The organism is Pseudoalteromonas sp. SWYJZ12, from assembly GCF_015864395.1.
Taxonomy (GTDB): Bacteria; Pseudomonadota; Gammaproteobacteria; order Enterobacterales; family Alteromonadaceae; genus Pseudoalteromonas; species Pseudoalteromonas arctica.
Map to the genome: position 1 here is coordinate 229,280 of NZ_JADYXH010000003.1, position 24,015 is coordinate 253,294.

The 24,015-nt window shown below is 38.6% G+C and carries 14 protein-coding genes; 10 read left to right on the plus strand and 4 right to left on the minus strand.

The features are described from left to right. The first annotated feature begins 71 nt into the window (after positions 1 to 71). Entirely contained in the window at positions 72 to 662 is a 591-nt protein-coding gene (gene scpB, locus I6F42_RS05480; RefSeq protein WP_197151334.1) for an SMC-Scp complex subunit ScpB, read from the plus strand. After that, complete coding sequence (gene rluB / locus I6F42_RS05485) at positions 659 to 1,531, plus strand: 23S rRNA pseudouridine(2605) synthase RluB (protein WP_007582584.1); 873 nt, start codon at positions 659 to 661, stop codon at positions 1,529 to 1,531. Before scpB ends, rluB begins: the two co-directional genes overlap by 4 nt. Before the next feature lie 83 nt (positions 1,532 to 1,614). On the opposite strand, the gene I6F42_RS05490 is transcribed toward rluB, so the two are convergent. Beyond that, complete coding sequence (locus tag I6F42_RS05490) at positions 1,615 to 2,361, minus strand: YciK family oxidoreductase (protein WP_007375386.1); 747 nt, start codon at positions 2,359 to 2,361, stop codon at positions 1,615 to 1,617. Between the two features lie 206 nt (positions 2,362 to 2,567). Here I6F42_RS05490 and I6F42_RS05495 point away from each other — a divergent pair, with 206 nt between their 5' ends. Together I6F42_RS05495 and sohB are read left to right on the plus strand one after the other, a co-directional pair. Further along, positions 2,568 to 5,024: a VolA/Pla-1 family phospholipase gene (locus I6F42_RS05495; protein WP_197151337.1), complete on the plus strand. Its 2,457-nt coding sequence runs from the start codon at positions 2,568 to 2,570 to the stop codon at positions 5,022 to 5,024. 100 nt (positions 5,025 to 5,124) lie between these two features. Continuing rightward, positions 5,125 to 6,141, plus strand: coding sequence for a protease SohB (gene sohB / locus I6F42_RS05500; RefSeq protein WP_007582588.1), 1,017 nt, complete (start codon positions 5,125 to 5,127; stop codon positions 6,139 to 6,141). A gap of 97 nt (positions 6,142 to 6,238) precedes the next feature. Here the strand turns inward: sohB and I6F42_RS05505 are convergent, their stop codons facing one another. Next, complete coding sequence (locus I6F42_RS05505) at positions 6,239 to 7,573, minus strand: dicarboxylate/amino acid:cation symporter (protein ID WP_007582590.1); 1,335 nt, start codon at positions 7,571 to 7,573, stop codon at positions 6,239 to 6,241. A gap of 193 nt (positions 7,574 to 7,766) precedes the next feature. On the opposite strand from I6F42_RS05505, the gene I6F42_RS05510 reads away from it, so the two are divergent. After that, the gene (locus I6F42_RS05510; RefSeq protein WP_197151340.1) at positions 7,767 to 11,066 is read left to right on the plus strand and encodes an Ig-like domain-containing protein; all 3,300 of its coding nucleotides are present in this window, start codon (positions 7,767 to 7,769) and stop codon (positions 11,064 to 11,066) included. 249 nt (positions 11,067 to 11,315) lie between these two features. Then, complete coding sequence (gene topA, locus I6F42_RS05515; RefSeq protein WP_024592543.1) at positions 11,316 to 14,024, plus strand: type I DNA topoisomerase; 2,709 nt, start codon at positions 11,316 to 11,318, stop codon at positions 14,022 to 14,024. Positions 14,025 to 14,341: 317 nt separating this feature from the next. Here the strand turns inward: topA and I6F42_RS05520 are convergent, their stop codons facing one another. Beyond that, complete coding sequence (locus I6F42_RS05520; RefSeq protein WP_007582596.1) at positions 14,342 to 14,584, minus strand: hypothetical protein; 243 nt, start codon at positions 14,582 to 14,584, stop codon at positions 14,342 to 14,344. A 239-nt stretch (positions 14,585 to 14,823) separates the two neighbouring features. On the opposite strand from I6F42_RS05520, the gene I6F42_RS05525 reads away from it, so the two are divergent. Then, entirely contained in the window at positions 14,824 to 15,369 is a 546-nt protein-coding gene (locus I6F42_RS05525) for a TIGR00645 family protein (RefSeq protein ID WP_007582598.1), read from the plus strand. 92 nt (positions 15,370 to 15,461) lie between these two features. On the opposite strand, the gene I6F42_RS05530 is transcribed toward I6F42_RS05525, so the two are convergent. Next, positions 15,462 to 17,084, minus strand: coding sequence for an alpha-glucosidase family protein (locus I6F42_RS05530; RefSeq protein WP_197151341.1), 1,623 nt, complete (start codon positions 17,082 to 17,084; stop codon positions 15,462 to 15,464). Positions 17,085 to 17,746: 662 nt separating this feature from the next. Between I6F42_RS05530 and I6F42_RS05535 the strand changes: the two genes are divergently transcribed. From I6F42_RS05535 to I6F42_RS05545, 3 genes are all read left to right on the plus strand, one after another. Beyond that, positions 17,747 to 20,530 (plus strand): TonB-dependent receptor, encoded by a 2,784-nt coding sequence (locus tag I6F42_RS05535; protein WP_007582601.1) that lies wholly within the window; start codon positions 17,747 to 17,749, stop codon positions 20,528 to 20,530. A gap of 132 nt (positions 20,531 to 20,662) precedes the next feature. Beyond that, entirely contained in the window at positions 20,663 to 22,153 is a 1,491-nt protein-coding gene (locus I6F42_RS05540; RefSeq protein ID WP_197151342.1) for a tryptophan halogenase family protein, read from the plus strand. A 2-nt stretch (positions 22,154 to 22,155) separates the two neighbouring features. Then, positions 22,156 to 24,006, plus strand: a complete 1,851-nt coding sequence (locus tag I6F42_RS05545; RefSeq protein WP_197151345.1) for a glycoside hydrolase family 13 protein — start codon at positions 22,156 to 22,158, stop codon at positions 24,004 to 24,006. The last annotated feature ends 9 nt before the right edge of the window (positions 24,007 to 24,015 follow it).

The window sequence follows — 24,015 nt, forward strand, 5'->3', positions numbered from 1 at the left end:
ATATATTTTCCTAGTTTGGTGTTGTTCTGTCATAATAGATGGCTGTGTATTTTTATTTGTTAAGAGTGTGTATGGCGGGTCGGCGAATTAGTGATGAACAACTAGTTGAGATCATTGAAGCAGCTATTTTTGTTGCAGATAAGCCTGTTAGTAAACGCCACCTTAAAGACATCGTATTAATAGATTTAGCTATTTCTATGGCACGAATAAATGACGCAATAGATACAATACAAGAGCATTTTCAAACTCGTGGTATTCGCTTAGTTGAAGTTGGTAGTGGGTATCGGTTTCAGGCATGCAGTAGTTTAAGCCCTTGGTTAAATAACTTGTGGCAAGAACGCACACCAAAATACTCGCGTGCTTTACTGGAAACATTATCACTTATTGCATACAGGCAGCCCATTACACGCGGCGAAATTGAGCAAGTAAGAGGTGTTACTACGGGTTCGAATATTATTAAAACCTTACTCGAAAGAGAGTGGGTTAAAGTGGTAGGGCATAAAGAGGTTCCGGGAAAGCCGGCTTTATATGCAACTACTAAGCAATTTTTAGATTATTTTTCGTTAACTGGACTTGAAAATTTACCTGCGTTGCCAACAGAGCAGCAAAGTAAAATTAACCAGTTATTGAGCGATCCTTCTGTGAGAGAACCATCCGAATGAGTATTATACAAGGTGAAAAGTTACAAAAAGTCTTAGCCCGTGCAGGCGTAGGCTCACGCCGTGAAATGGAAAAATACATTGACGCAAACCGCGTTAGTGTAAACGGTAAAGTGGCAAAGTTAGGTGACCGTGTTGAAGAAACCGATTTGATTCGTGTTGACGGACACAGTGTAAAAATCGAAGAAAAAGCAGACCGAATCTGTCGTGTGATTATGTATAACAAACCAGAAGGTGAGTTAAGCACACGTAAAGATCCTGAAGGGCGTCGTACTGTATTTGACCGACTTCCTCGTATTGATGGCGATCGCTGGATTGCGGTTGGTCGACTAGACGTTAATACATCGGGTTTAATGCTTTTTACAAACGATGGTGAACTGGCAAACCGTTTAATGCACCCAAGCTATGAAGTAGAGCGTGAATACTCTGCACGTGTATTTGGTGAAGTAACCAACGAGACGGTTAAAAACTTACTACGTGGTGTTGAACTTGAAGATGGTCCAGCCAAATTCACGACTGTAACCCCTATGGGTGGCGAAGGCGTTAACCGTTGGTTTAACGTAACGTTAAATGAAGGGCGTAACCGTGAAGTTCGTCGTTTATGGCAGTCTCAAGATGCGGAAGTATCTCGTCTTATTCGTATTCGTTACGGTAAATTAGAGCTTGATAAGCGCGTGCCACAAGGTGGTTGGATGGAGTATGATTTAGAAACAGTAAACTACTTGCGTAAAACCGTTAAATTAGGCCGCGAAACACAAACTAAGCTTTCTGTTATGCCTGAAAAACGCAAAGATAAACGCGCTAAAATCAATCAAATTCGTAAAGCAGTTAAAAAGCACAATCAGCGTGTTAAGCCGACTAAACGTAAATAATCAATTAGTTATTTATTGAACACAAAAAAGCCGCTAATTGCGGCTTTTTTAATGTGTGTTGTTTAAACTATTTAAACTCTAAATTACTTTTTTACTTGAGCATCTAACGATTCGCCATTCACTTCACTTGAATCGTCACTCATTAGATATAAATATGTAGGCATTAAATCCTCTGGTGTAGCAAGTGCGTCTCTATCTTCACCTGGATATGCAGCAGCTCGCATTGAAGTGCGAGTAGCGCCTGGGTTAATACAGTTTACACGAATATTCGTTTTACCTACTTCACATGCCCATGTTTGCATCATACCTTCTACTGCAAATTTTGAGATGGCATAAGGCCCCCAAAATTCACGACCTTTGCGGCCTACACCTGATGACGTAAATACTATCGATGCATTATCAGACTTACGAAGAACAGGAAAAAGTGCTTTAGTGATCATTGCTTGTGCAGTCACGTTTACTTTCATTATGTTTTCGAACGTAGATGAGCAAAAATGTTCAAGCGGACCGAGTGACCCTAAAATACCTGCATTATTAAGCAACCCATCAAGGCGTCCAAACTGATATTCGATTGTTGCAGCAAGGTCACGGTAGTTTTGCTTCGTTGCGCCTTTTAAATCCATAGGGACTATTGCAGGTTTAGGGTAGCCAGCATTAACAATTTCATCGTAAACACATTCAAGTTTATTAGTTGTTTTTCCTAATAAGATAACTGTAGCGCCGTATTTTGCATACGTAATTGCTGCAACTCGGCCAATACCATCACCGGCGCCTGTTATTAAAATAACTTTATCTTTAAGTGCGTTTTCAGCTGCTTGATATGTGTGCATAAAAGTACCAATTCATATAATTTTTTTGATTTTAACATAGCGAAACGTGAAGTAATCGAATTTATTGTAAAATTAGGTGGCGAAAATAGAAACTTTACGTTAAGTTTAACTGGTCTAATGTCTCATTAATAACCTGATTACATTGTTTTAACTTAATACACTGATTAAACACACTATAAAAATAAAATACGTGCGGAGCCAACAATATGAAAAAAATGCTACTTTCACTCTCGGTTACAGCTGCTTTAGCAGGTTGTGGCGGTGGAGAAACGTTAACAGATGTCAAAAACGACACAGCACCAGTTATCCCAACAGCAACAGTTACATTTGATCCAGCAGCAGGTATCTTATCGGTACCTAATGATTTATTAATGAGTGGAACTCAAGACGGTACACTTAATATTCCTGGTGAATTAGATGACAACAATGTGTCTATTTCGCGCGCAGCTTATGCAAACCCTCAACTTGCACTAGGTGCACTTGATGGTTGGTCTTCGCAGGTTCCTTATAAAATCGATTTAACATTCCCACCAAATGTGAGTTTAGATGAAGCGTCTGCTGGGACCCCAGGTACAGTAAGAATTTTTGAAGTTGTAATGGGTGCAAGTTTAACTGATGCAGAATGTTCAGTTGTAGCTGCCGGTACTGCTTGTAAATTGGTCGGTGAGCTTACTTTTGGTGTTGACTTTGTTACTCAAGCTTCAGGTGATGGCGTTGCTATTATACCTTTAAAACCTTTTACGGCCGGTAGCTCATACATCAATGTATTAACTACAGCGCTTAAGGATTCTTTAGGTCGTTCTATTGAGCCTTCATCTACTTATGCCTCTGTGAGTGAAGAAGCGCCGTTAATTACAGAAGCCCAACTTGGTTTGCAAGGTGCTGTAAATAGCTACGAAAATGTAGTAGTTAGTTCAGGCGATATTTCAAAAGACGATATTATTTTTTCTAGCGCAATGACTATTCAATCAGCAGGGCCAGTACTTGGTACTATTAAGCAATTGTTAGCTGGTAGTTTGAGAAACCCTGCAACCATACCAAAAATAACTATCACAGAGTCTGAAGAAACGGTTAAAGATTTTTTAGGTTTTCCAGACATAGCTACTTTTGCACCATTTGATGCTGTTGAATACATTAAAGGTGAAATTACTTTACCAATGTATCTAGGCACACCTACAGGTACCGATATAAGCGCTTTGAATGACACATACTGGAAAGCAATGTGTTCAAGCCCTGTTGCAGTATTAAATCAGTTAGCCGCGGATCAAAAGTTACGAGATGAGGGTAAAGAAGAAGATATTGATGCAACTATGTTTGACGAAGGGCCTTATGAAGACGTTTGTCAGCAAATAAATACCCGTCTACATGACTATCCAAAAATAGATATTACTCGGCATTTAACTAAATATAACCCAGTTCCATTAGCTCAAAGCAATGAGACTATACCTGTACAAATTACAAAGCCAATTTTAGCTGATATAAATGTTTATCGTTCAGCTTATGGTTTACCTGAGCTTGAAAGTATCCCAGAAGGTGGTTGGCCTGTTGTGATTATGCAGCACGGCATTACAACACAAAAAGAAAGTATGCTTGCTTTAACTGCGCAGCTTTCTATTCAAGGCTTTGCAACGGTTGCTATTGACCATCCAAGACATGGTGAGCGTGGAATAGATGTTGATGATGGAACAGACGACTTTAATGCAACAACGGGCTCTGTACTTAGTTACATGAACTTAAGTTCATTGCTTGTTGCACGTGATAGCTTACGTCAATCGGCTGCTGATTTATTAGGCCTTCGTTTAGGCCTAAACTTTATCAACGATACAACTATTAATAGTAAAGACGTTACCTACATTGGGCATTCGCTAGGTTCTATTGTTGCTCCAGCATTTATTGCTCAAGCTAATACGCCAATGGCAGAAACGCTTGATCCGTTATTTAATGTAAACACGGTAGCGCTTGCAAGTGGTGGTGGCGGTATAGCAAGTTTCTTACTTGAATCTGCTGCGTTTGGTCCATTTATTCAAGGTTCAGTACTTTCACAAGCGGGTACAACAGAAACTGATGAACTTAACGTTTACTTACAGGGCGCTGCACTTTCTAACTGTGGTTCATTGGCATCGGAGGATATGGAAGCTTATTTAACGTGTGGTTACAGCGAATATATTGCATCACTTACCACTGCGGGTGAAACGACTAAACTTACTAACATTCAAGGAGTGTTTACTCAGTTTGCTTTTGCGGCGCAAACAGCATTAGATAGTGGCGACCCAACGAACTACGCAGCCACTGTGAAAGCATTAGGTACTCCTGTTTATACTAATGTTGTTGTGGGTGATGGTGTTGATAACAAGCCTGACCAAGTGATACCACCAATGGCAGCTAATAATCCTATTTCTGGCACAATTCCATTAGCTAACTTGATGGGTCTTGAAACAGTAAGCTCTTCGCAAGCATTGAGTGAAACACCTTCGAGCTATTTAGTTAAATTTACGACTGGCCATCATGGTTCTATTTTAACGCCAGCTCAAGATGCTGCAGAGGCTTCGACTGTTGAAGGCAGTGCAGCTGCTAATGCAGAAATGCAGTTACAAGTAGCAACTTACTTAGCTGCTCGCGGACGGATGTTATTAGTGTCAAATCCTGAGATTGTGACTGATTAATAACCAGTAAAATAATTAACCTTTAAAAGCCACTGAAAAGTGGCTTTTTTTTGCTTTAAAGCATGCTAAATTAGCTGAAATTTATAAATGGAGAAACCTGTTGGAATTTTTATACGAGTACGGTTTGTTTTTTGCTAAGACAGTCACTTTTGTTATCGCTATAGCAGTTATTTTAATGCTAATAGTTGGCGCTGCAGTTAAGCCAAAGGCCAAAAAAGGTGAAATACAAATTGACGATATATCAGAGCAGCTAGTTGAACTTAAAGAAAGTTTTTTACAAAATACGTTGGGTAAAAAAGAGCTTAAAGCGCATCAAAAACAACTTAAATCAAAGAGTAAAAAAGCAGATAAAGATGAGCCTAAACCTCGTTTATATGTAATTGACTTTGTGGGTAGTATGGACGCTCACGAAGTAGAAAGCCTGCGAGAAGAAATTACAGCCATTATCTCTATTGCCGATCCAAGTAAAGACAAAGTACTTATTCGTTTAGAAAGTGGTGGCGGTGTTGTACATGGCTACGGACTTGCTGCATCTCAGTTACAGCGTATTAAAAGTGCGGGTATTCCTCTGAGTGTTGCAATTGATAAAGTGGCAGCAAGTGGTGGTTACATGATGGCGTGTGTCGCGGATGAGATACTTGCAGCGCCTTTTGCAATAGTTGGATCTATTGGTGTGATAGCTCAAATACCTAACTTTAATAAAATATTAAAGAAAAATGATGTTGAATTTGAGCAAATAACAGCAGGTGAATTTAAACGCACACTTACTTTATTTGGTGAAAACACAGATAAGGCCCGTGAAAAATTTCGTGAAGAAATTGAACAAACACATGATTTATTTAAAACGTTTGTAAGCACTCAACGTCCAAGCTTAGATATAAACTTAGTTGCGACAGGTGAGCATTGGTTTGCAACTCAAGCGATAGATAAAGGCTTGGTAGACGTAATAAAAACGAGTGATGATGCATTGCTAGAGCAACAACATGAGCGTCAAATTTATAAGATTAAATACAAAGTTAAAAAAGGGCTGAGCGATAAGCTAGCTCTTGGCTTGAGTAGTGGTGTAAATAAAGTGGGAATAAACTTACTTTCTAAGTTTAAGTCGTTAAATCCTTAGATTAGAATCTTTTTCAGGATTCAGTTTAATTATTTTTACTCGAAAAAAAACCTTGATGGATTGCATCAAGGTTTTTTTATAGCTGTATAAATGTAGCTTATGAGTCAATAGATTTATGATAATCTTCTAAGTCTTTAGCTGCATTAGGATCGTTAAATATGCTCTCATCTAGCTCACCTTCAGACTTGGCAACAACACAGGTAACCATACAATCGCCGGTTACATTAACTGCTGTACGTGTCATATCAAGTAATCTATCTACACCGATAATAATTGCAATCCCTTCTACAGGTAAGCCAACTTGGTTAAGTACCATTGCCAGCATTATTAAACCAACACCAGGTACGCCTGCTGTACCTACAGAGGCAAGTGTTGCTGTTAATATAACCATTAGATAATCAGATATTGTCAAATCGACACTAAACACTTGTGCAATGAACACGGTAGCCACACCTTGCATGATGGCAGTGCCATCCATGTTAATGGTAGCACCCAGTGGGATAGTAAATGAGGCAACCGAGTTATTAGCACCTAATTTTTTAGTAGCAGTTTCAAGTGTAATAGGCATAGTTGCGCTTGAGCTCGAGGTACTAAATGCAAATAAGCATGTGTGCTTCATTTTTGCTAAGAAAATAAGTGGGTTTAAGCCCGTTAATATTTTTAAAAGCAATGTGTAGTTTACAAAAGCATGTAATAACAGTGCAAGCACTACAACGCCAAAGTACTTAGCTAAGCTCACAATTAAGTTAAGCTCAATTGTTGTAAACAGTTTTGCCATTAAAAAGAACACGCCATAAGGGGCAATATTCATTAAAAGCGTAACTAGTTTTAAAATCACAGTGTTTAAATCTTCAAATACGGTAGCAACACGCTTTCCTGCTTTACCACTTAATGCCATTGCTACACCAAATAAAAGTGCAAACACAATAACTTGAAGCATATTACCTTTGGCCATCGCTTCAAAAGGGTTTGTAGGAAACATATCTATAATTACACGCGCTAGGGTAGGCGCTTCTTTCGCGTCGTAAGTTGCATTAGATGGCAAGCTTATACCTTCACCTGGGCTAAATAATAAGGCAAGTGTAATTGCGACTGTTATAGCAATAGCCGTCGTTAATAAGTATAAACCAATAGATTTACCACCTAGGCGACCTAATTTTTTAGGGTCACTTAAGCTACAGGTACCACAAACAAGCGATACAAAAACAAGAGGCACCACTAACATTTTCAAGCTGGCAATGAATATTTGACCACCAACATGGAAAATACCATCAACAAAAAAGGCTTTAATTGGCAAAGAGAATAACCCAAGTGGTATTAGATAATCGTCTTCACCAGCTAATATAGCCTGAAATATAAAACCTACTGTAACCCCAAGCGCCATACCAATCATGATGCGAGTGGTTAAACTCATTGAACGGATTTTTGACATATTTCCTGATCTACATTTTATAAATTTGCCATAGACTACCAGCAAGGAAATATTTACTACAGAAAAAGTTAGTATTTATTTAAAAATATTTCACTCAAAAAAGTAATAAAAAACTGTGATTTTAGACTAAGTTATAGGTTAATATTAAGCAGGAATTAATTTTGATTATAATAACAACGCTAGGGAGAGGTTTATGCCTTTAATGCGACTACTCAGCATCTCATTGCTCAGTTTTTTTCTTACAGCTTGTGGTGGCGGTGGGTCACTTGAAAAAGATGGTTCTATTGGTGATGGTGATTCTACGACGGAAACATCAACATATACTTTAAGCCTAAAAGGTTATTTGAAAGCAAGTGATACTGAATCTAATAATGTGACTGCTAACGCACCATTAGAATTAAGAGCTAGCTTAGTTAATGAGGATGGTGATGCTCTTTCAGGAGAGCGAATAACATTTGCATTAGCAGATACTATTGGCGAGCTAAATCCTACATCAGGAACTGCTCTTACTGGATCAGATGGTGTAGCCACAATTGAACTGATAGCAGGCTCGAATATAGGAGCAGGTGTAGTTACAGCAACTTTTACTATTGATAGTGTGAGTTACACTGATACATTTGCTTTTGAATCGGATGGTACTCAGTCAACAGATCCTCAGTTAAATATCACAGTAATAAACACTTCAGGTGATACTTCTCGAAATGTTGAATACTCAAACCCTCTCACAGCTCAAGTAGAACTCATAATTAATGGGGAGCCTGCAGCATTTAAATTAGTTGAATTCGAACTAACCGGGCTAGGAACAATCAATCCAACTAACGGAACTGCATTAACAAATGATAAAGGCATTGCAACAATAAGCCTTCTAGCAGGTACTGAAGCAGGAGCGGGTTCTGTAGTTGCTACTTACACTGATAATGATAATACTGTTTATAGCTCAGATGGTTATACTTTTACTACTGAAGGGGATGCACCTATTCAAGGTGAGTCCCTAGACTTTTCTATAGATCTGAGCCTTACGTCTTCGACGACATTGACCGAAATCAGTACTATAAGTGCAGCGGATAGCGGTGTGCTTAAAGCAACTATTCTTGATGGTGATGGTATTAAAGTAAAGGGCGCAGTTGTTAATTTTTCTTCTACCCTGGGTAACTTGATCCCAAGCATTGGAACTGCTTTAACAGGCGAAAATGGTATTGCTTCACTTAACTTAACGTCAGGTACTGTCGAAGGAGCTGGTGTAATAACTGCGAAATATGAAGGTGTGGAGCAAACTTTAGGCTTTTATACTAGAGGTGATGCTGTAAACCCAGAACAAAGTACTGCTGATATTAGCTTTTCTATTTTAGAAAATTGCCCAACAACTTTTAAAACAGCAAGAGACCCTTCTAAATGTGATGAAGTCACCAGTATTTCTGGTGACTCATCTGCCATAATATATATTAAAGTTACCAATAAAAACTCTACAACACCACTTACTCAAACACTAGTTACTGCAACTACAACTATTGGTTCAATTTCACCGACCACAGGAACTGCAATTACAGATGCTAATGGTATAGCACTACTCGATATAGTTCCTGGACAAGACGTAGGGGCAGGTGAAATCACCGTGTCTGTACTTGAGAGTAACTTAACTAAGGCCTTTCAAATTGCTGCTGTAGATATTGAAATTTCTATTTCAAGCTCTATTGCCGATGATGAGTTATTAGCGGCAGGAGCTACTGCTTTAGTCTCTATTGAAATCTCTAAAGATGGTGAATTATACACAAATCCATTAACTGTTGAGTTCTCATCTGGTTGTGTAAGTTCAGGACAGGCAATAATTGATAAAACGGTGGCTAGTATTGGTGGTTTTGCTCGCTCAACATACCGACCTCTCACCTGTGTTGGTGGCGATATAATTACTGCCACGGTTATTACTGGTGGCGATACGGTCTCTGCAAATACAACAATTAATGTATCACCTGCAAATATCGGATTTTTACAGTTTATTAAAGTTACAGAGCCTGTAATTGCCTTAAAGGGTACTGGCGGTGCAGACAGAACCGAAATTTCAGACGTAACATTCAAACTTGTCGATTCAAATGGTAACGATTTAGCCTCAAGAACGGTTGATTTTGAATTATCAACTAGCGTAGGTGGAATTACTTTAGGTACTTCTTCTGCTATTACAAGTGCGAGCGGCGAAGTAAGTACATCTGTGTTATCGGGCTCGGTGCCTACACCTGTGCGTGTTATTGCATCTAGTGTTGATGAAGATAACCCTTCAGTTATTGTAACGGCTCCTTCAGATATTCTTGTTGTCAGTACAGGTATTGCTGATCAAAATAGCTTTTCATTATCGCGTTCTATTTTCAATCCACATGCTTTAAATATTGATGGTACGGAGGTGTTAGTTAACGCTCGACTAGCGGATCATTTTAACAATCCTGTTCCAGATGGTACGGCCGTCACTTTTATTACTGAAGGAGGTGTTATCGAACCGAGCTGTACAACTACCAATGGCGCTTGTAGTGTCACATGGACAAGCACCAATCCTCGGCCTTTTACTGATTCAATGTACGAGAATACAATTGCACAAAAATGTGATGGTGGTTTACCTTGTCCATTAGGTATTTTAAAGAATAATTTAACTGTGGATTTACCTCTAGGTGGTCGAGCAACAGTGCTTGCTTATGCTATTGGCGAAGAAACATTCTCAGATCTTAATGGTAATGGCTACTTTGATAGCACAGATTTTTTTGGCGATTTATTTGATATCACAGAAGCTTTTATTGATAACAATGAAGATAGCACTTTTGGCGGTAAAGATTGTAGTGATGGAAAAGATCTATGTTCTCGTGACAATTCAACAGGTGATGAGTTTGAAGAGTTCGTAGATTTTGATGGTAATGGCTCTTGGACTGAACAAAACAGTTTATACAATGGCTTATTGTGTCGTGAAGAAGATGAAACCGCAGGACTATGTAGCCGCCAGATGGTTAATGTATTTCAAAATCAAGAGATTGTAATGTCGGGTGATACAGCATTCTTTAGGCTAGTAGCGTATGATGATAACTGTGCAACTGCTGTAGGCGTAAAAGCATCTGATGTGCATGTAAATAGTGATCCTAATAGTCCATTAGTACGTCGTTCACAAAGTGACCTCGCAAGTCAGCAGATGTGTGAAGTCAGTGAAATAGATTTAACCCAGAGTGCAACGGGGACTGGTAGTGTTAGTTTGATTTTGTATATTGCAGATATATATAACAATCCTCTGCCTGCAGGTACTGAGGTATCTATTAGTACTGATAACGGTGAACTTACTGGTGAAACTAGTTATGTATTTCCAAATACTACGAGCTTTATCCCAGTAGGTGTTTCATTTGGTATTAAACGGGAACCTCTAACAGGTGGTAACGATAGTCCATCGGGTAGCTTAAATATTTCAGTTAAGGCTCCGTCTGGTTTAGTATCTCCATTTTCAGTTACAGTAAAAGATGATTTATAATCGTTTAAAATAAAAAATGCCAACCTTTAGGTTGGCATTTTTGTTTCTGTTCTATATATTCCACATCAATTAATCTAAAAACACTAGTTTGTTTAATTTAACGACAAAAATTGTTCGTTTATTCAGTAAATACTGAAAAGTTTGTATTAAAAGCTTGTAACAACTAGTGTTTGTAGATATACCTATAAATATTCGCGCCGCTTATGTCGGCAAAACACATTTTCAATATTTGGTTAGAAATAGGCAACTATGGGCAAATCGCTAGTAATTGTAGAGTCTCCTGCTAAGGCTAAAACAATTAATAAATATTTAGGTAATGACTTCATCGTAAAGTCCAGTATTGGGCATGTACGAGATTTACCTACTTCAGGTTCGAGCAAAGCTAAAGTGCCGGCAACTAAAACGCCAGCAGAAGTTCGTAAAATGGAACCTGAAGAGAAAGCAGCGTATAAAAAGCAACGAGATTATACAAACTTAGTCGCGCGTATGGGTATAGACCCAAACCAAGGCTGGGATCCGCATTACGAAATACTGCCTGGTAAAGAAAAAGTTGTTCAAGAATTACAAAAGCTGGCTGAAAATGCAGACCAAATATATCTCGCAACGGATTTGGATAGAGAAGGGGAAGCAATTGCTTGGCACCTTCAAGAAATCATTGGTGGTGATCCTGCTAAGTATAAGCGCGTAGTTTTTAACGAAATTACTAAAAACGCAATACAGCAAGCGTTTGAAACACCTGGCGAGCTTAATACTGATATGGTTTATGCTCAGCAAACACGTCGCTTTTTAGACCGTGTTGTTGGCTTTATGGTATCACCATTATTGTGGGCTAAAGTGGCCCGTGGACTTTCTGCAGGACGAGTTCAGTCTGTTGCGGTACGTTTATTAGTAGAGCGTGAGCGTGAAATTAAGGCGTTTATCCCTGAAGAATTTTGGGATATCCATGCTGACGTTAAAAATACTGAGTCTGAGTTACGTTTAGAAGTAGCCAAACAAGCAGGAAAGCCTTTTAAGCCTGTAAATGAAGCTCAGGCTAGCGCAGCGGTTAAAAGCCTTGAGAATGCAGAATACAAAGTAATTAGCGTTGAAGAAAAACCAAGTAAAAGTCGCCCAAGTGCGCCATTAATTACTTCAACCATGCAGCAAGCGGCAAGTACACGTTTAGGTTATGGCGTTAAAAAGACCATGATGCTTGCTCAGCGTTTGTATGAAGGCGGTTATATTACGTATATGCGTACCGATTCAACTAATCTTTCAAAAGATGCCGTTGAAATGTGTCGTGAGTATGTAACAAACGAGTTTGGTGCTAAATACTTACCAAAAGATCCAATTAGCTACAGCTCTAAAGGCAATGCACAAGAAGCGCATGAGGCAATACGTCCTTCAAGCGTTACCGTGTTATCAGGTCATGTTGAAGGTGTAGACGCCGATGCTAAAAAGCTGTACGAGCTAATTTGGCGTCAGTTTGTAGCGTGCCAAATGGTACCTGCTGAATACGATTTAACAACACTAACTGTTGCAGCTAACGACTTCCAGCTTAAAGCGAAAGGCCGTGTGCTCCGCTTTGATGGTTGGACAAAAGTACAACCTGCGATACGTAAGAAAAACGAAGAAGATCAATCACTACCGGCTGTTAAAGAAGGTGAAGTCCTTACTTTAATCGAACTCGATCCTAAGCAACATTTTACTAAACCGCCAGCGCGCTTTAGTGAAGCAAGTTTAGTAAAAGAGCTTGAAAAACGCGGTATTGGTCGTCCATCTACTTATGCGTCAATTATATCAACGATTCAAGATCGTGGTTATGTACGTGTAGAAAACCGCCGTTTCTTCGCTGAAAAAATGGGTGAAATAGTTACCGATCGCTTGGTTGAAAATTTTACTGATTTAATGAACTTTGATTTTACAGCTAAAATGGAAGGCCGTTTAGATGATATCGCTGAAGGCGAGCGTGTATGGACTCAAGTTCTAGATAAGTTTTATGCTGATTTTTCAACGCAATTAACTGTCGCTAAAGACGAGCCAGAGAACGGTGGTATGCGTCTTAACGAGATGGTTGAAACTGATATTGAGTGTCCTACGTGTAGCCGAAAAATGGGTATACGAACGGCATCAACTGGTGTTTTCTTAGGGTGTACTGGTTACAGCCTTCCGCCAAAAGAGCGTTGTACTACAACAATGAACTTAGTGTCGGGTGATGAAGCAGTTGCAGCTGATGTAGAAGATGTAGAAACTGAAAAGTTAATGCAGATGAAGCGTTGTCCTATTTGTGAAACTGCAATGGATTCATACCTAATCGACGAAACCCGTAAATTACATGTGTGTGGTAATAACCCCGCATGTAAAGGGCATATAGTTGAAGAAGGTACCTTTAAAATTAAAGGCTATGACGGACCAATTATCGAATGTGATAAATGTGGCTCTGACATGGAACTTAAATCGGGTCGTTTTGGTAAGTACTTTGGCTGTAATAATGACGAGTGTAAAAACACACGTAAACTACTTAAAAGTGGCGAAGCTGCTCCACCAAAAGAAGATCCTGTTCACATTACTGAGTTAGAGTGTGAAAAGTCAGATGCGTATTTCGTATTACGTGATGGCGCCGCTGGTATATTCTTAGCTGCAAATACTTTTCCTAAGTCTCGTGAAACACGTGCACCTAAGGTAGAAGAGTTAAAACGCTTTAGAGACCGTATCTCGCCTAAGTTTTATTACTTAGCAGATGCACCTGCTAAAGATCCTGATGGTAATCTTGCTGTTGTACGCTACAGCCGTAAAAATAAAGCTCAGTATGTTATGACTGAAGTTGACGGTAAAGCTACTGGCTGGACTGCTCATTATGAAGCAGGTAAATGGACAGAAGAAGCGAAGAAAAAGGCAGCACCTAAAAAGAAAGCTGCTGCAAAAAAGGCACCAGCTAAAGCAAAGCCTAAAGCGAAAGCTAAAAAAGAAGATGAATAAGCACGTTATCGCTTATTCATAACTTTTTATAGGTTTTAAAAAACTATAAAAAAACCGGAACGCACAGCTTGTGTCTATTCCGGTTTTTTTGTGCCTAGTTAAATGTTTTCGCAACGGCTTTATTAGCAGTACATTCAACTAAGCGTATTGGAGATACCAGTTTTATTAAAAAAATGGTCATTATATTGCACTAAATAACCCACTCACTGCGTTAAAAAACATTCATATAAAAAAACTATATGCCATGCTATTTCACTTGCTATTGAGCTATTTTCTTAGCGCTAAAATAGATCACTAATTTAATGCAATTGGTATGATTAAATCTTAACAGAAGATACTTTTTTATAGCCTTCAGATTCAAGCTCATCATTTACGCATTTTAATACGTAGGCATTTAGCTCTTCATTGCTTACGTCATCATCTTTAGCCCAGTTAACACACATTTCTGTGTATTCTTTTACCATTTCGGCTGAAGCTGTTGGCGCATCGTCTGCTACCGCGTAAGTCGCAGATACTGCAAATAGTGGAGCTACGATTAATGCTAGCAATGCTTTTTTCATTCGTTTATTCCTAAAAAAATGGTGTGATGACTGATTTACCCAGTTTAAGATTAGGTTTAAATCAGTAGTGCCCAATCCAGAACAACTCTGTTGGTATACTGATTTTTAAACGAAAACGAAATAAAAGATAACGAAATTTTTTTATCGTGAGGATGAGTAATTTACTTGTCAGGATTTCGCAGCATTGTGTTGCAGTGGTTTATAAGCTAAGGTCGCTTTTTTAATTAAAAGACAAATCAATGTCATCACACACCCCTAATAAAAAACCACGCCAAGCTAATAAAGTAGAGCATGCATTAGAATCTTTTATTTTTAAAGGGCGTTGGCTACTAGCCCCATTTTTTGTGGGTTTACTATTTGCAGTTGTACTGTTGTTAATAAAGTTTTTTAAGCAGCTTTATTTAATGGGTATTGCGACATTTACAGCAACGAATCAAGAGTTACTTGTCGGTATTCTAACTTTAGTTGATACGGCATTATTAGCGGGGTTATTGCTGATCATTACATTTAGCGGTTACGAGAACTTTGTTTCTAAGCTTAATATTGATAATCATGAAGACAGACCATCTTGGATGGGAAAAGTTGGTTTTTCAGGTCTAAAGATGAAATTAATAAGTGCGATAGTCGCTATTTCTGCTGTTGAGTTATTAAAAGTATTTATAAACTCAGGCGCATATCCAAGTGATGAGCTACTTTGGAAAGTGACTATTCATGTTACGTTTGTAATGTCAGGCGTTTTATTTGCTTTAACTGACTACTTAAACAGTAAAACCCAAAGTCATTAGAAAAATTAAACGCACAAAAAAGCCCAAGTAATTTACTTGGGCTTTTTATGTTTAGAGCTTAGCTGTAATATTAAGTGTAATTATTGATGTCATTAACACTTTGCATAAAAGCAAGCGAAAGGCTCAAGCGTAAGTGTGTCTTGGCTTAATTTTGCGCTGTGGTGGCTAAGCTCATTGTATTCTTTAACGATTGATGTTGGCATATCAATACTTGTTTGTTGAGAGCTTAGATTAAATATGCACAGCATTTTTTGCGGTCCAAGCGTTCTATAAAAAGCAAGCACAGGCTCAGGCGTTTCAATAAACTCAATATCACCCTCTAGTAAAACAGTTTGGCTTTTGCGCCACGCCATAAACTCACGATAGGCGTTTAAAATTGAGTGGCTATCATTAGTTTGCACAGCGACTGATTGCTGTTTGTGTGCATCATCAACAGGTAGCCAAGGTTTTACGTCACTAAAACCCGCATGAGGTGAATCAGCTTGCTCCCAAGGCATTGGCGTTCTACAGCCATCACGCCCTTTAAAATTAGGCCAAAATGTTATGCCATATGGGTCTTGTAAGTCTTCAAAGGCAACACTTGCTTCACCTAAACCTAATTCTTCACCTTGGTACATACATACACTGCCACGAAGGGAGGCAAGTAGGGCGGTTAACATTTTACATTGCTGAGGGTTTATTTCGCCATTTTCGCTCCAGCGACTTGCTACGCGCTCTACATCATGGTTGCTAAATGCCCAACACGGCCAACCCTCAGTCATACGTTGTTCAAGAGTTTGAACCGTAGTTCTAATATATTCACTTGAATAATCATTTGTTAAGAGCTCAAAGCTATATCCCATGTGCAGCTTATCGCCACCTTGGGTGTACTGTGCCATTGTCGCCAATGAATCCTCTGATGAGATTTCGCCAAGCGATACAGTACCTGGGTATTTATTAAGTAATGTGCGAATGTCTTGCATAAACTCAATATTTTCTGGCTGAGTGTTGTTGTAGTAATGATACTGAAATGCGTATGGGTTATCTTCACTAAAACCACGACCCTGGCGCTTATCTTTTGGTTTAGCTGGGTTATCGCGAAGTTGTGCATCGTGATAACAAAAGTTAATAGCATCTAATCTAAAGCCATCAACGCCTTTTTTAAGCCAAAACTCTACGTTATCAAGTACAGCTTGTCTTACGTCAGGATTATGAAAGTTTAAATCGGGTTGTTCGGTTAAAAAGTTATGCAAATAATATTGCCCACGGCGAGGTTCCCACTGCCACGCGCCACCACCAAAAATAGACAGCCAATTATTAGGTGATGTGCCGTCATCTTTAGCTTCAGCCCAAACATACCAATCCGCTTTATCGTTATTTTGATTTTCGCGGCTATCTGTAAACCATTGGTGTTGATCTGATGTATGGCTTAGTACTTGGTCAATTATAATTTTAATGTTGCGATCGTGGGCTTGGCTAATAAGTTCATCAAAATCGTTTAAATCACCAAAAAGCGGGTCAATGTCACGGTAGTCACTAATATCGTAGCCAAAGTCTTTCATCGGCGATTTGAAAAAAGGTGAAATCCAAATTGCATCAACGCCTAAGCTTTTAATGTAATCAATACGATTAATAATCCCTTTTAAGTCACCAATACCATCGTTGTTGCTATCTTGAAAGCTACGCGGATAAACTTGATAAATAACCGCACCTTTATACCACTGCTTTTGGGTCATGCTTTTCTCCGTCATTCGACACAGTATTTAGACTATTCTTAATTGTGATTACGATTAATCACGTTATTTTCAAAAAGCATACGTGAAGCCTGTAATTCTGTAAAAAGTCTGCATACGTATGCACTAAAAATAATGCAATAAAATTATTTAAAATAAGCGCTTAGCGCATCTTTAGCGGTGTTCGTTTTGTGTGTTTAATGTTTACCAATTATGGTATTCATTCATTTTTTAGTTAAATTTAACCTAACAGTTTGTACTATAAAGGAAATATACCCTTGGTTTTACTAGAAATGGTCTGACCAATTTAACACTTAGTAAATGTGCAATTATTTAAACGTTATATAACAGTGCCAATTAATTTCATCTTGTTTACATTCAAGTAGAAAGGCTATTAGTTTTCTACAAAATAGATTTAATCTGCCATGCTCTTTCAGTGTTTTTTGTTTTGTTTATTTTTAATAAAATCATATGGTTAAAATTATATGTGTGTAATGTATGTTAATGTTAGGCTACATTGAAATTGTTGAATACGTATGCATAAAGTTGTTAATAAAATAAATCTGGCGTTAATATTCATCCTGACAACAAAATTAGCTCGCCTTGTTTAACTATCACTTAAACATTGAACGCGGGTATCACAATATGGGTAACGGGAAAACATTATGTCTATGTTCAAACCAAGTATATTAACTTTAGCATTAACAGCTGCAGGCTTATCAAGCTTTGCTACACAGGCTGCTCAAGAAGATACAATAAAAAAAGATGATGTAGAAGTTATCGAAGTTAAAGGCTTTCGTGGCAGTGTTGTAGAATCAATCAACACAAAACGTTTTTCTACACAGGTTGTAGAATCTATTTCTGCAGAAGATATAGGTAAGCTGCCAGACTCTTCAATTGCTGAATCAATTGCACGTTTACCAGGCTTAACAGCTCAGCGCTTAGATGGCCGAGCAAGTCGTGTCTCTATCCGTGGTTTTGGCGAAAACGAAAGTGGTACTACGTTTAATGGTCGTGAACAAGTATCGATTGGTGATAACCGTGGTGTAGAGTTTGACCTTTACCCATCAGAAATAATGAGCGGTGTAACTGTTTATAAAACGCCAAATGCAAGTATAGATGCTGAAGGCATTGCCGGTGTTATTAATATGCAAACCGTGCGCCCTTTAAGTAAAGGCGAGCGTGTTGTGCAAGTAAATGGGCAGTATGAGCAAACCAGCTTTGGTAAATTAAATCCAGACGGTAATGATGACGGCTATCGAGGCACTATCTCATACATCGATCAGTTTGCTGACGATACAATTGGTGTTGCCTTTGCTTTAAATACAATGAGTTCACCAAATCAAGAAAAACGTTGGAACTCATGGGGCTACCCAGAATTCACCGAAAATGGTAACGATTATTCAATTCTAGGCGGCGCTAAACCATTTGTACGTTCATCAACCCTTGAGCGTGATTCGGCAATGCTAGTACTTGAAGCCGCCCCTACAGATAAACTAAACATGACGTTTGATGCGTTATATGTAGATTTTACAGATGAAAAAATTCTACGCGGTATTGAAGTTCCATTTGCATGGGGTCAAGGTAGTATTGATGCAAATAGTGTTGTAGTTGATGAAGCATCTGGCTTTATAACAAGTGCAGTAACACAAGGCCAACGTGTAGTAGTTCGAAACGATTATGAAGAACGCGAAGCGGAACTTACAGCTTTTGGTTTTAATACTAAATATGATATTGACGATTCGTGGTCAGTAGAGTTTGATGCAAGTTATTCACAAGTAGACCGTAAAATCTGGAGTGTTGAGAGTTACTCAGGTACAGGGCGTGGTGATGCTCGCGGTGTTGCAGATAACTTAGGTTATACATTTAATGGTGGAAATACCGGCGCAAGTTTTACTCATGACTTAGATTATAGCGATTATGGTTTAATACAGTTAGGTGGCCCGCTATCGTGGGGTGCAAGCTCTGCACTTAACGATAAATATGGTTTAACTGGTACTGAGTATGAAAACCAAGCGCAAGATGGTTTTATTAATGCACCGACCATTGAAGATGAGCTATCAACATTAAAAATAGCGGCTTCAAAGGTATTAGAAAACGAGTACATAAGTTCTATTGAATTTGGTATGTCTTACAAAGAACGTGAGAAAACAAAAGATTCAGAAGGTTACTTTATGACGTTATCTAGCTTTTCGCTTGATAACCCAGGCATGCTTAATGTGCCAGAACAGTACCGTAACGGAAGTGTTGATTTAGGTTTTATAGGCATGGGCGATATGATTGCTTATGACGTAAATGGCTTAGTTAACGACGGTTATTACGACTTACTGGCAGAGAGCTTAACAAATACAAGTCATGCGACTAAATCGTGGACTGTAAAAGAAGAAATTACTTCTGCATTTGTTCAAGCTAATATTAATGCTGAAGTAAGCGGCCTTGCATTAACGGGTAACGTGGGCGTGCGTTATGTACAAACTGATCAATCATCACAAGGTAATGCATTTAGTACTGTTGATGGTGTGGTTGTTACATCACCTACAAACATAAGTCATGATTACTCGCACGTATTACCTAGCTTAAACTTGTCACTTGCGATTGATGAGCAACAAACGATACGTTTTGGTGCTGCTAAAACAATTTCTCGTGCACGCTTAGATGAAATGAATTCATCAGTTAATGCTTCATATAATCAAACACCTGATGAAAATGGCAACTATTGGTCTGTATCGGGTGGTAACCCAAATTTAGAACCTAAAGAAGCAACCGGCTACGATTTTACTTACGAGAATTACTTTAGCGATGAAGGTTACTTCTCTGCTGCGTTTTTCTATAAAGATTTAACTCAGTGGATTTTTGACGGCACGTATGCAATTGATATGTCAGGTGTAGCTGACCCTTCAACAGGTGAAGTTCCTGCAACATCATCAGGTACAGGCAGCGGTAAAATAAATGGCGGCGGTGGCGATTTATATGGTTACGAGCTTTCACTAGCGTTACCATTTAAAATATTCCATCCATCTCTTGAAGGTTTTGGTTTAATTGCCAGCCATACTGGTATTGAGTCTGATATTGAAGATCAAAACGGTAACGATTACGAGCTACCAGGTCTTTCGGATAAAATTCAAAGCTTAACAGTTTACTACGAAATGCATGGTATGCAATTACGTACCAGTATGCGCAAACGCAGTGCCTTTAAAGGTGATGTATATGGTTTAGGTTTTAACACTGAACAAGTTGATATTTTAGGTGAAACTATTTGGGATGTTCAAGCAGGTTATGACTTCTCTGAGGCCGGCATTGAAAGCCTTGAAGGTTTATCTGTTCAGTTTCAAGTACAAAACTTAACTGAAGAACCGTTTACGTCACTTTCTGGCGATAATGCTCTACAAGTACGTGACTACCAAGATTACGGTCGTACTTACTTGTTAGGCTTTAGTTACAAGCTATAATAAAAGTTGTGTGTAGAAGCCCTTGTGATTTGTTTTACAAGGGCTTTTTTATAGCTAGTTTATCAAACACTGATTAATACCAATTCGCTTAATTAAGTTTATTGAGCGCTGTATTAAAGCGTGGGCAATAATATGAAACCAATAAAACATGTCGTAATTGCAGGCGGTGGTACCGCAGGGTGGATAACAGCAGCACTGCTTAATAAAGTGTTAGGTAAAGTAATTAATATCACACTAATAGAATCATCAGCTATTGGTACGGTAGGAGTGGGTGAAGCAACGATACCGCCCATTATTCAACTTAATAACGCGCTGGGTATAAACGAGCAAGATTTTATTAATGCCACTAATGCTTCAATAAAATTAGGTATAGAGTTCGAAAATTGGAAAACCCAATCGCATAGCTACATGCATGCGTTTGGCTCGTTAGGTAAAAACTTTCCCTTTTGCGATTTTTATAACTTTTGGTTAAAAGGTCAAATTACGGGTTGCGAAGACGACTTATGGGATTTTTCACTCAATTACCAAGCGGCTAAACAGCATAAATTTGCACTCCTCAATACAATTCCTAATACCCAACTATCTGGGCTGAGTTACGCATATCATTTTGATGCAACGCTTTACGCTGAATACTTAAAAAAGTTGGCTATATCGCGCGGTGTTAAACACATAGATGCAAAAATAAACCATGTTGAACAATGCGATACAGGCAATGTTAAAAGCCTAGTACTGGATAACGACAGTCAAATTAGTGGGGATTTATTTATAGATTGCACCGGGCTGCGTGCACTATTAATTGAACAAACATTAAATACAGGGTTTATTGATTGGTCTCATTACTTACCATGCGATAGTGCAGTAGCCGTACAAACAAAAAGTACTCATGAGCTTAAGCCCTATACGCGATCTATTGCACATAGTGCTGGTTGGCAATGGCAAATACCACTGCAAAATCGTATTGGTAATGGCCTTGTTTATTGCAGTAGATACTTGTCAGATGATGATGCTAAGCAGTTACTGCTAAAAAGCTTACCCGCTGAGCCAATTACAGAGCCCCGTATTATAAAATTCAAAACAGGTCGGCGTTTAAAGCAATGGCATAAAAATGTGGTGTCGGTTGGCCTCTCAAGTGGTTTTTTAGAGCCGCTAGAGTCAACCAGTATTCATTTAATTCAAACTGCGGTTACGCGTTTAATTAAGCTATTTCCACACAACGGTATTAGCGATGCGTTAGTAACGGAGTTTAATAAACAAAGCGTTATTGAATTAGAGCACATACGTGATTTTATTATTTTGCATTATAAACTCACCGAGCGAGAAGACTCCCCGTTTTGGCGTCAATGCATGCAAATGGATATACCAAATTCCCTTACCCATAAACTGAATTTATTTAAACACACAGGCAAAGTAATACGTGAAGATGATGAACTATTCGCCGAAGTTGCTTGGCAGCAAGTCATGATAGGGCAAGGGCTTATCCCTGATGACTATAACAGTATTGTTGATTCACTAAGTGATGATCAACTGAGCGATTTATTCTCTACTTTAAAAACGTTGATCAGCTCAACTGTAACGCAATTACCAACTCACCAGAATTTTTTAGCCAGCATTAAAAAGGTATAACAATGCGATTTTTAAACACACTTTTACTAGTAAGCGCTTGTAGCTTACCAAGCTTTAGTTATGCACTTAATGTAGAGCCTGCCAATTGGTGGGTCGGAATGAATAAAAATAACATTACAGTACTCGTGCATGAGCAAAATATAGCTAACGAAGAATTTAAATTAGATAAGTATAAAGGGGTTGAACTTAATAACGTAACACGTACCGACAACCCTAATTATGCTTTCCTACATTTAAATATTAGCGATAACGCCAAAGCAGGAACGCTCAAGTTTAACAGCACTAATACAGCGCATAGCTTTGAGTTTCTTTTATTTACTCGAGATAAAAATAGCGCGCAACGCCAAGGTTTCACAAGTGCAGATGCTTTATATTTAATTAACCCAGATCGCTTTGTAAATGGCGACTCCACAAATGACACCGTTAAAAGCATGCTAGAAGCTGCAAATCTAGGCTTTAAAGGCGGGCGACATGGAGGGGATATTCAAGGTGTTATTAACGCATTACCGTATTTAAATAATTTAGGTGTAACACAGCTTTGGCTTACTCCAGTGCTTGAAAACAACATGCCAGATTACTCTTATCATGGTTACGCGATTACAGACTTTTACAACGTTGATCCGCGAATGGGATCAAACAATTTATACAAAACGTTATCAATAAAGGCTAAAGAGCAGGGCATTGGGCTTGTTATGGATATGGTGCTTAATCACTTTGGTGCTGAGCACCCGTGGATGAAGGATAAACCAACTCAAGATTGGATTAACTTTAATGGGCAGTTTGAAAATGGCAAACATGCCACAAGCCATGCGCGCCAAACAATTCAAGATCCACACGCAAGTAACTACGATAAACGCCAGTTTAGCGATGGTTGGTTTGTCGCTAGCATGCCCGATTTAAACCAGCGCCAACCATTATTGAATGAGTATTTAATTCAAAATGCAATTTGGTGGATTGAATACGCAGATTTAAGCGGTATTCGTGTAGATACCTATTCTTATTCAGACAAAGTATTTTTAAGTGATTGGACCAAGGCCATTATGGATGAATACCCACACTTTAATATTGTTGGCGAAGAGTGGACTTCAAACCCTGCAATAGCGTCGTATTGGCAGCGCGGTAAAGTAAATCAAGATGGGTATGTGTCAAGCTTACCCAGTGTGATGGACTTTTCGTTGCAAGAGGCGGTAATTCGAGCTTTAAATGAAGATGAAAGTTGGAGCACAGGCTGGGTTAAAGTATATCAGTCATTAGCTAACGATTTTTTATACCCAGACACCAATAACATTATGGTGTTTGCTGATAACCACGATATGAGCCGTGTATATACGGAGCTTGGGCAAGACTTAGCTAAAACTAAAATGGCGATGACTTTGTTTTTAACAACGCGCGGCATTGCTCAAATATATTATGGAACCGAAATATTATTGGATAATACGCCGAGTAAAGATCATGGTGATATACGCATTGATTTTCCTGGTGGGTTCAAAAATCAAAACGCTAATGCGTTTACTGGAGTCGGGTTAAGTAAAGATCAGCGCGATATGCACGAAACTATAAGCACGCTACTTAACTTTAGAAAGCAAAGCCCGGCGCTTGCAAAGGGTAAGCTCGTTCATTTCAGTCCGAATAATGGTGTTTATAGTTATGCTCGCGTTAGTGATACGCAAACAGTATTAGTTTTTATGAATAAAAACAAAGTAAAACAAAAGCATAATCTTGATTACATGCAAGAAGCCATACCAAAAAATGCCAATGCGCAGGGATTATTCACACAACACACTTTTAAACTAACTAACAGTATTAACTTAGAGCCAATGACTGCTACGGTATTAGTGATTAATACGCCGTGAATGTTTAAG